The sequence below is a fragment of the Sodalis-like endosymbiont of Proechinophthirus fluctus genome (genome assembly GCF_001602625.1).
Taxonomy (GTDB): domain Bacteria; phylum Pseudomonadota; class Gammaproteobacteria; order Enterobacterales; family Enterobacteriaceae.
Window position 1 is genome coordinate 57,438 of record NZ_LECR01000040.1, and the last position, 9,741, is coordinate 67,178.

Sequence of the window (9,741 nt, forward strand, 5' to 3'; positions counted from 1 at the left end):
GGGCGCGTCAGGCGGAATACCTGCCTTTTCGCGACGACGACGGCACTACGATTGATCAGGGCATTGCTCTGTTCTTCCCTGGCCCTCATTCCTTTACCGGCGAAGATGTCCTGGAACTTCAGGGGCATGGCGGCCCGGTCATCTTGGATCTGTTGCTAAAACGTATCGTATCGCTGCCCGGCGTGCGCATTGCCCGCCCCGGCGAGTTTTCCGAGCGCGCCTTTCTCAATGACAAAATGGACCTCGCTCAGGCAGAAGCTATTGCTGACCTCATTGAGGCTAGCTCAGAACAGGCTGCTCGTTCAGCGATCAACTCACTACAGGGCGCGTTTTCCGAGCGAATTCATGAATTATTAGAAGCGCTCACTAAATTACGCATTTATGTCGAAGCGGCTATCGACTTTCCCGATGAAGAAATTGACTTCCTCTCCGACAGTAAAATTGAAGCCAGCCTGAACGACATCATTGCTAGCCTTGATATGGTTCGCATCGAGGCGCGCCAAGGTAGCCTGCTGCGCGAAGGCATGAAAGTTGTGATTGCCGGTAAGCCGAACACTGGTAAATCCAGCCTGCTGAACGCGCTTGCGGGACGCGAGGCCGCCATCGTCACCGCCATCGCAGGCACGACACGCGACGTGCTGCGTGAATATATCCACCTGGACGGAATGCCGCTGCATATTATTGATACCGCCGGCCTGCGCGACGCCGGCGACGAGGTGGAGCGGATCGGTATTGAGCACGCCTGGCGTGAAATCGAACAGGCCGACCATGTGCTGCTGATAGTGGACGGCGCCGCTACCCCCCTTAACGACCCGGATATGCTTTGGCCAGCCTTCATCTCTCGTTTGCCGCCCGGCATGCCGGTTACGGTAGTGCGTAATAAAGCCGACCTCACCGGCGAAAGCGTCGCTATTAGCGATGTAAGCGATTACTCACTTATTACCCTGTCCGCCCAGTCCGGTGCGGGTGTGGACCTGCTGCGTACTCATTTAAAACAGAGCATGGGCTTTACAGATAGCACCGAGGGGAGCTTTTCGGCCCGCCGACGCCATCTGGATGCACTGGAAACCACCTCTACGCATTTGCAGCAGGGAAAAGAACAGTTAGTGATCGCTTTCTCTGGCGAGCTACTGGCAGAAGAGTTACGTCTGGCGCAACAGGCACTGAGTGAAATTACCGGTGAATTCAGCTCCGATGACCTGCTCAGCAGGATTTTTTCCAGTTTTTGTATTGGCAAATGAATCTGGATTTGTAGTGTCCTCCCTTATTTCTCTCAAACTATATAGCTAACGGTTGCTTGTGCTAGCCCCAACCGCGATATCCAAGCGCCTCACTATGACGCTGAAAGGCATCATACCCACCCGTGGTACCTCAGTAGCCTGTATAACTGCTCATCTGGCTTGAAATGCTGCTGCACAGCTGCAAACGCCCCATTTTGGCACCGGCGCGACGGGGAATATGAAAAAGATTTCGACTATAAGAGTCGTACTAGTCGAGTGAAATACAACTTGCTATCCGGCTCTATGGTGGGGAGTGGTTAAGGTACAATGTTCAATTCTGTGAGGTGGTTAGCTTTCGCCGGCTCTGGCGATTGCGAAACCAACGTGAAAGCAACAAGGTACCCTTTAATCGATTCAATGCAAAAAGATACCCTATGGCCGCGAAAGACGATCTTTACCGACAATTAAGCCGTACTATCACCATAAAAGCGAAGGGTTTACCACGCAGAGGACTGCGAACGTTTTACCTCTTTGCTAGCCGCAGCATAATAAGCCTTTATCTCACGACGAGGACTTTTTTGCAGAAGGAAAATACCGCCCGGTCCATTTCTGGCTTAGAGAACCAACGCTGACGGCGACGCCCCAGAAGCCTGAAAAAGGTGTGTTTCAGGTCTTAATCGGTGGCTACCTGGAATCTGAAAGGCATTGTGGGATTGTGCCTGGCCGCGGTCAATTACTCAGTGGATGTTTGCCAATCCTAGTCACCGGCGCCAGCGGCGTGGGAGTAAAGCTATCTCGCTACCTTGTTGCACCGCTAGGCCGATGAAAACAGCGTGAGCCCCGCGCAGAGCGGAGCTGGTTGAGCTTAATTGTGCCGATTACGCCAATAAACCCGGAATATTGTCCAGAGTACGCTATTCAGTTATGTGAAGGGGCCTTTACCGGCACGGATTTAAAGATAAAATCGTTCTGCTAGATGAAGCTTACGGGCTTTTTCTTCCTGGACGAAGTCCACTATCTCTCATCTCTCCGTCGAAAACCAGGAAAACTCTTTCTGTTTATGGATAAAGACTACTTTTATCTCTTGGGTGATAAATGCTGACCCTGTCACGCCTGCGTACGTTTTCTTTTCGTAACCATAGAAAATAGTAACTATGTGTTGCTGAAGACTTTCCGCCGCCTTATTCCTATCATAGTCGAATTATCCTCATCCAAATCACGCCTTTTTAGTGAGGAACTGACACTGATATCTGCCTTATTCAAGCTTAAGTGCAGAGCTTCAAACAAGAAATTTTCGTTCCCACAGAATTGATTCGCCATTTGATTATTTCCCCCGTCTGGGGAAATATCGGTGAATTCAAAAACTACATTAAAGTCTTGTGCGCTTCCACTTTTACTCAGGGACAAAAGAACTGCATTCGTCTTATTGGTAATCCTTTTTACGCAGTGACGGAATACATTCCCTATCTTACTTGTTTGCTAGCTAATGAAACTGTTTCGCTGCTGCAGAGACACTTACCCAAGACGCCGGATTCCCCTGTTGCATCTGTTACTGAGCGCTATTTTTTCACTAGGTCTAGCAGGAGCCGATTATACAAGACACTACGTGGCTAACGGGCTCACTACTGCCCCAGCATCGCGGGAATGGCAAATAATTTTCCTGGGATTTTTATCTCAGGGCATTTTATATTCCTCTATCCCTCGATACTCGAAAGATTATCAGCCATCTCACCACCTGGATTGACGGGATTAAAATGCAAGCCACGATAGTCATATTAGTGGATACAGGGTCGTTCGAGGATATCAGAAATTAAACTGTACATCCATATCGATCTGATGGTAGTGAATAATGTCATAACCGCGATAACTCTATATTGCGAAGAAAATCCAGCAGCGGCTGTTGATAAAATAGATTGTCGACGATATTAATAGCGCTTTGGAAATTTAGGAGCGCTATTATTCTAGTAACGACTGATGACCACGATGTCTTAAATCATTGTGAAGACAGCGAGCTGACCGATCAGCATCGTAATTTTATTACTATTACCCCAGAAGGCTTTACCCCAGAAGGCTTTAGTCCGATTATTGCCAAATACTGCTTTGCCATGAACACCACAGAATTTTTGATGATTTATGAGATAATGGAGCCATGGGTCACTGTTGACTAGTCTTTTTTAGTATTGAAAGTAAGGCGAGATAGTATGCAGGTTTTTAGAGATTCTAAAATACTAACTATATTAGTGATAATAGAGATAAATAAACCTGTCACACCTTTTATATTATCTCTCTCACAAATTGGCTTGTTGACGACTTGTATCGCCAGTATCAGAGTGGATGGCCTTGTGAATAACACAAGGGTAAACCATGCCTGGCTGTTGGTCGACTATTATAGCTAAATACTGCAATACGAGTTAAGCGACGACAATTTTAATTTTATGGTAAGGATGAATCAAAATGGGCCTTTTATTTTTACTCAATAAGTTGCCTAGATCATGATCCGCCAAAAATAAGGCGCAGTGGTGAACATTCTCTCTGAGGACGGCATTGAAGGATAAAAAGGACATATTTTTCATTTCTCTACCAAATCCGACGTGCATGATTTTACTCTATCCTGGGCGAAGGAGATAGGTGCGTTCGTTATTCTGATAGTAGGTGTTGCGGACGGCATCAATGAGCTAATGTCTGTCGGGATGACAAGTACTATAAAGCGATGGACTACACACGTAGTATGAAGATGACAAATATTTATGAAGATTATAGCCAGAGAATTACTCTCGGACGTCAGGGAAAGCTGAATGAAATTACTAATTTGGTATCCTGGCTGTTATCCGATAAGTCAATCTATATCATAGGCACTGCTGTAAATATTACATGAGGAAAATTTTGCTAATCATTTTCATTTCTAGCAGGAAATTTTATGTATAAATTAAACGTAGTTTCCTGGTTGTTCGTCATTTCACACGGTTGTTTTAGAAACGAATTAGTTAATTTCTGAGAAATAATCCTTGGTAAGATAGAAAATATTTATTTAATTAATTCCGGGTATTAAACCTGAGCAGCTTATGGAAGAAATGGGCGAAATGTTAAAACTGGCCCCACGCACAGTATCATTTTTACCGATATTTATACCAGAATGCAGTCAAACGTCGCGGCAGTGTTCGCCAAACGAAAATATTTTCCAGTAATTTACGGCACGCATTTACCCATGCTGATTGAATCCGAGAGGCATCATAGTGAACTGATTTCAGAGCAACTCGTTAATTTAATTATTAAAGTTGGTAGTGAAAGTATCAAAAACGTGATATCTATAGCCAACGAGAACACCTATAAATACTATAGAACTAGTACAGGTCTATTTTCACCTCATTCATGGGCAGGTAATTACAAACTGGCGAAACATTATCTCCGAGACCATGATTATTATCATGGATGAAAAATTATCCAAAGACCCATTTTTTGCCGATATCTGCGTGATGACATCCCTACTAGACGTCGATATTAATATCATGGCAAAAGAACAATTTATTAACACCTCCCAAGAGGGATACTTCAGTACTAATAAAAGAAACGTACTAGTGTTATTTAAATCTATAGATAACGTAAGGCATTTGATAGTAAAGGTTATTTTATTTAAAAAAGTTCAGGTTGGTGGACTCAGTGGCGGTGTCAATCATTGCAGAATGTTGAAAGAAATATCTATTGATAATCAGGATTTACAGGATATATAATTTATTCATTCCCAGGGAAATGCTATTTATTTTCATGGCACCCTAGAGGAAGTAAAATTAACGTTGGATAAAAACATAACGCGTCTGGAGGGCCGAATATGTTCAAAGTCGCGATTTTTACCTGGCTCTAGTACTGTATTTGTAAAACTGACGTTGACTATGCCATTACCTACGGCATCCGCTAAATATTATTCTCCTCAGCACTGATTGACTTGATAATAGGCGATGTCACGCAGGCGGTTATCATTAGTGCGGCCATTCAGATCTTGTATATCGGTCTGGTGGTGGTAGACTCCAACTTGCCCGACGATGATTGTCTAGCCGGACTTATCGCCATACCGCTCGCCTTGAACACCGGATTTTCGCCGACGCTGACCATTTCCATCGCAATACCAGTCGGGGTGTAATGGGTATATTTCTTGATCAATTCAGAAAAACCGTCAACGCCGTTTTCGTGCACATGGAGGATGGATAAGTAAGCCGAAGAAGGCAATTTACGCCAGATAAAATTATGCGCTATCGTTGGCTGACCGTACTGAGCTTCTTTAATTCGTTTCCCTGTGCCCTTCCTAGCTAATCTTTACGGCAAAGACAGTACCAATATAAAAAGGTTTTACGCTGTCGTCAGAGAGATTTACCCTGCCATGAACACGAGTGATACCTTTTTAATTATCATACAGATATTGACAGGAGAAATCGACGGCCCAATGTTGCCTCTTTATAGCAGCTAGTTCAATGGGTTAACCTAGCCAGCGCCGAACAGGCGGATCTTGACCCTACCGCACTACAGGTGATGTTTGACACCGGCTTAACCGACCTTGCGCGTCTTAACGTTGGCGCAGACCACCGGCAATAAAACACTGCTTGATTTACTAGTGTTGTCCGGTTGAGGTATTTAAAGATGCCATCGCGACGGGAGAGTAACTGGAAGTGCAGCGTTAAATCGCGATGAAAACTGCGGCTCAAACCAACCTCGACTCCACGCGCGCCATGCAGGCGCGCATCGGTCGGGCCAGTAGGCTGGGTGCACGTAGCATCGGTCATTCTGACGCGGGCGCAGACTCCTTTTTGTTGCTGCTTTCCGCCTTTGCGGACACGGTAATCTCATTCATCAATCAGGGGAAAATCATGCACAGGGAAAAATATGCAACGACTATTAAATAATCCCGATTGCATGGTGGATGACATGCTAGACGGATTCTTACGCGTTCATCTTGCCAGCGCGCGCAGCGCGCCCACGACAATACCCACGTTATCGCACGCGTGACACAGCACTCCGATAAAGTTGGCCTTGTCACCGGCGGAGTCGGCAGTGGGCATGAGCCCGCCTTTCTTGGCTACCTCGGCGAAGGCATGCTCAACGCGGTCGCGTTTTCATCACCCACCGCAAATGCGTTTCTCGCAGCGATCCGCGCCGCCGACATGGTAACGGGTAGCCTGTCTGTTTGGCAACAACTCTAAGGCCGGAGACAGCATGAATATCCAAATAGCAGTGAACATGGCTGAGGATGAGCTACGGCAGGCCAATATAGTGAAAGCCAGGGACGATATCACATCGGAGCCGCCGCCGTAGGAAGCAGAAAAACGCCACGGTATCACCGGGAATTTTCGCCATAATGGTCTCCGGTCTTGATGTGAAGCCTCTTATGGAGAAATACCTGATAGTCTGGCTATCGTGGACGAATTAACCCGTCACGGCGCGCGGGTCTGACAGAGTTACGTCGTTAATTATATTTAACATCGCTGGGTATGAACGGCCTCTACCTCTCAACCTCACGCTACTGCTGCTCGACGACGAACTGCAACGCACCATAAAATTTCCAGGCCGCGCCGCTGGGGCTGGCTTCATTGTAAAGACATAAGGAATGAAAAATGAAACTCCAATTGGTATCAGATGAATTACTGCTGGATGACGCGCTCACTCTGGTGGGGAAAACGTGCGTGAATATGTTGATATCATTGAAATAGGAACCTCATTTATCATTACGCGGGACATGGACGCCATGCGTCGTTTTCGCGAACGTTTCCCGGAAAAGGAGATCCTGACCGATGAGAAAATTATGGACGTAGACTATTTTGAAAGTCAGCTCGCGTTCAACGCGGGAGCAGATTATATTACGGCCCTGGGGGTTACCAATATTTTGACAGATAAAACCTGCCTGCGCGCGGCGCAGGAAAGCAGTAAATAATTAGTGATCGACATAATTTGCGTGAAAAATTTACCCAGCTGAATCGCCGAGCGGGGAAGCCCGCTGGAATCAAAAGCCTAGTGGTGCATACTGGCTCCGACCAGCAGGGCGCAGCGCGCCAACCCATCAAAGATCCCAAGGTAATGAAAAGGCACCGCCAGGCACTCCATTATTTCCGTAGCGGGGGCGGCGTCAACAGGTGAACTATCCATCAATATGTCGAATAGCAGCCGGATGTCATTATCGTTGTTTCGGCCATTACTAAAGCCGCTGACCCGGTGCTGGAGGCTCGCCTTATCAAAACGGTGATGTAAGGAGCCACTCATGTATAACTAATGCATACTCATGCGTAAATGTGACAATTTACTGACGATCCTTGCTGATGTTAACGGAAGATGTGCAGAAGATCGATAATGATAGTATCCAAGCGTTGGGTGATGCGATATGACCGCCAAACGCGTTTTCGTCGCCGTTGCCGGACGATCTGGGTTTACGGCAAGGACATTTTCCGATCACCTCATGCACCTGGACTTCTAGGTCTAGTTTGTCGGCGAGCCAACCAACGACGCTTTCCATATAGCAGGGTGATGGGTGATTTGCTTAGCAGGGTGATGGGTGATTTGCTGATTATCAGTTCCAGCTCAGGGGAGAAAGGTAGCCTAGTGAAATGGCACAGAAATCGTACAAACAATGGGCCGCCATCGCCACGCTGACTATTTATCTGCAGCACAGCATCGAGCAGCTCGCTATGATGGCCATCGTCATTCCCGACATCACCGCTAAAAGTGAAGAGGTTTCCACGGATGCGACGACGACCCAACTAACAGGCTCCTCGTTTCAGCTGAACTAGTTGATTTACGACAGAGTCGCGATTCGCCTGAAACAGCTAACGGGTCAAAATGATGCGTAAATGTTCAGCCGCTACGACAACCTGGAATAAGGGACCACGCGGCGTCACTTAACTCCTGTAACACTACGGCAACGTGATGTCGCCCAGCTAAAGTGATATAATAGAGGACGTTGGCGTCGTCATTTCAGACTTGACCCCTCCCTTCTTCGCGCAATAGAAAAGGAGCGCAAGTAGATCCGTTATCGCTGCTGAGTAATCCCTTCGCACAGGCGAAGTGATAGCTGCAGCTGCTACGGCATGGAAGGCCTGCGACAGCCGACCATGCAGCGAGAAGCATCCCCGGCATTAGCAATTACGTCCCTCCCCGCCGTCGACACGCATTTACCGACAGGGATTAAGACGACAAAGCCGCCTGTTCAAAACACCACAAACTGTCTTGCGTATGCTGGCGTAACAACCTGCTGGCCAGGATGGCATCTCACGCCAGCACCGCGTCAAAAACAACGTTATGCTATCGATACGAAAGGGCGATCGTTTTTAGATCGTACCGAAAGGTATAGCTGCGAAATAATTCTAGCTGCACCACTGGCCTGCGATATGTGCCATACAGCGACGGATTGCCGGCATATTTGACCAGCAGATCATGAAACTGGAAGTTAAGCAGCGTATACGGCGGCGATACCATGTCGTTCAAGGCCGACGGCCATCTTCCACAGTACCTCTCATAGATGCTCGGCCCCCTCCGGCGTCGGTTGTTGCGCCCTCAGCACGCCGGCCGATTCTTCCAGCGAAAGACGCACCTGATAGATTTGCAGCGTTTGCGTCATATCTAGCTTCCGCATCCACACGCCGCGGTTTTTCTCGAATAACACAAGACTGCGCCCTTACAGCATGCGAAACGCTTCTCTGATAGGTCTGAAGGAAACGCCTATTTCGGCTGCAATTTTCGCCTCACGCAGCGGTGCGCCGGGCGTTAACTGTCCCGTAACAATACGTCGTTCCAGCTCTTCCTGCACCACATTAGTCAAGAATTTGGTGCGCAACAAGGTAAAGGTATTAGGCGTGTTAATGGCAATGTCACGTAACGGTTCAATGCGTCAAATGGAGAATAGAACAAAGACGCCTAATTGTAAATTGTCAACAATATGCAATAGTCTCCCCTTAACGTGTCCTACGACACATTAATACTGTTACTGGAGATTAACCATGCTACGCTAATGTTTGGCTTACACCCTGTTGGCGCTGACTCTGGTCGGCACAGCGCTGACCGCCAGGAACAGACCGTCAAACTAGCCGTAACGAATCTGGTCGGCTTATAGAAGAGCTGAAATGGGAATTTTTTCCATATAAAAAAGAAATTGAATACGACAGCGGTCTGGATATTCAGTTCCTACCGGTAACCAATCGCACGGCGGCTTTCTCGAAGCACTGCACTTTCAAAAAGTGGGCTTCGTATTGGCGGGCGCTGCCGAGTATGTGGTGATGCACAAACAAACTGACGCTAAGCGTTGTGGTCAGTCTTTATCGTCCCGATTACTACTCGTTAACGTAGTCAAGTCCTATAACCCCTTTTTACCGCCTAAGAGCTTAAAGGCAAGCGCATCGGTATGGGTCAGTAGGTTTGACCTCGCGCCATATAGGACTGCTTTAGCTACTGGCCTACGCCGGTCTGGGCCCGCATAAAGATGCCACTATCACCAATACACTTCTGCAGCTGGCCTGGGAAGCACTAAAGAATAGCTCTCTGGACGCCG

At 47.4% G+C, this 9,741-nt stretch carries 12 protein-coding genes; 9 read left to right on the plus strand and 3 right to left on the minus strand.

All coding sequences use genetic code 11. The features are described 5' to 3' along the window. The 8 genes from mnmE to BG74_RS16715 all read left to right on the plus strand — a co-directional run. On the plus strand, positions 1 to 1,241 hold a 1,241-nt coding region (gene mnmE, locus BG74_RS04610; RefSeq protein ID WP_066596984.1), incomplete at its 5' end, for a tRNA uridine-5-carboxymethylaminomethyl(34) synthesis GTPase MnmE. Positions 1,242 to 2,196: 955 nt separating this feature from the next. After that, complete coding sequence (locus BG74_RS18875; RefSeq protein ID WP_256364214.1) at positions 2,197 to 2,322, plus strand: hypothetical protein; 126 nt, start codon at positions 2,197 to 2,199, stop codon at positions 2,320 to 2,322. A gap of 811 nt (positions 2,323 to 3,133) precedes the next feature. Beyond that, entirely contained in the window at positions 3,134 to 3,388 is a 255-nt protein-coding gene (locus BG74_RS14795; RefSeq protein WP_066596924.1) for a hypothetical protein, read from the plus strand. 1,167 nt (positions 3,389 to 4,555) lie between these two features. Beyond that, positions 4,556 to 4,948, plus strand: a complete 393-nt coding sequence (locus tag BG74_RS04620) for a PTS sugar transporter subunit IIB (RefSeq protein WP_256364215.1) — start codon at positions 4,556 to 4,558, stop codon at positions 4,946 to 4,948. 185 nt (positions 4,949 to 5,133) lie between these two features. After that, positions 5,134 to 5,355: a PTS sugar transporter subunit IIC gene (locus BG74_RS14800; RefSeq protein ID WP_256364216.1), complete on the plus strand. Its 222-nt coding sequence runs from the start codon at positions 5,134 to 5,136 to the stop codon at positions 5,353 to 5,355. Positions 5,356 to 5,896: 541 nt separating this feature from the next. After that, on the plus strand, positions 5,897 to 6,112 hold the full coding sequence (locus BG74_RS04630) for a dihydroxyacetone kinase family protein (protein ID WP_066596931.1): 216 nt from the start codon (positions 5,897 to 5,899) through the stop codon (positions 6,110 to 6,112). A gap of 33 nt (positions 6,113 to 6,145) precedes the next feature. Then, positions 6,146 to 6,409, plus strand: a complete 264-nt coding sequence (locus BG74_RS16710) for a dihydroxyacetone kinase subunit DhaK (protein ID WP_369678509.1) — start codon at positions 6,146 to 6,148, stop codon at positions 6,407 to 6,409. A 476-nt stretch (positions 6,410 to 6,885) separates the two neighbouring features. Continuing rightward, entirely contained in the window at positions 6,886 to 7,137 is a 252-nt protein-coding gene (locus BG74_RS16715) for an orotidine 5'-phosphate decarboxylase / HUMPS family protein (protein WP_244267292.1), read from the plus strand. Between the two features lie 77 nt (positions 7,138 to 7,214). On the opposite strand, the gene BG74_RS16720 is transcribed toward BG74_RS16715, so the two are convergent. Beyond that, entirely contained in the window at positions 7,215 to 7,463 is a 249-nt protein-coding gene (locus tag BG74_RS16720; RefSeq protein ID WP_244267294.1) for a hypothetical protein, read from the minus strand. A gap of 341 nt (positions 7,464 to 7,804) precedes the next feature. Between BG74_RS16720 and BG74_RS13080 the strand changes: the two genes are divergently transcribed. After that, positions 7,805 to 7,987: a hypothetical protein gene (locus tag BG74_RS13080; protein WP_066596933.1), complete on the plus strand. Its 183-nt coding sequence runs from the start codon at positions 7,805 to 7,807 to the stop codon at positions 7,985 to 7,987. Between the two features lie 722 nt (positions 7,988 to 8,709). Here the strand turns inward: BG74_RS13080 and BG74_RS14810 are convergent. Together BG74_RS14810 and BG74_RS14815 are read right to left on the minus strand one after the other, a co-directional pair. Continuing rightward, the gene (locus BG74_RS14810) at positions 8,710 to 8,859 is read right to left on the minus strand and encodes a GntR family transcriptional regulator (protein WP_204376310.1); all 150 of its coding nucleotides are present in this window, start codon (positions 8,857 to 8,859) and stop codon (positions 8,710 to 8,712) included. Between the two features lie 12 nt (positions 8,860 to 8,871). Further along, positions 8,872 to 9,030, minus strand: coding sequence for a GntR family transcriptional regulator (locus BG74_RS14815; RefSeq protein WP_204376311.1), 159 nt, complete (start codon positions 9,028 to 9,030; stop codon positions 8,872 to 8,874). Positions 9,031 to 9,741: the final 711 nt, after the last annotated feature.

What these genes read in the sequence shown, in the direction of transcription:
- BG74_RS16720 (WP_244267294.1), bottom strand. Translation starts at nt 7,463, where the DNA reads ATGAGTGGCTCCTTACATCACCGTTTTGATAAGGCGAGCCTCCAGCAC.
- BG74_RS04630 (WP_066596931.1), top strand. Translation starts at nt 5,897, where the DNA reads ATGAAAACTGCGGCTCAAACCAACCTCGACTCCACGCGCGCCATGCAG.
- BG74_RS13080 (WP_066596933.1), top strand. Translation starts at nt 7,805, where the DNA reads ATGGCACAGAAATCGTACAAACAATGGGCCGCCATCGCCACGCTGACT.
- BG74_RS18875 (WP_256364214.1), top strand. Translation starts at nt 2,197, where the DNA reads ATGAAGCTTACGGGCTTTTTCTTCCTGGACGAAGTCCACTATCTCTCA.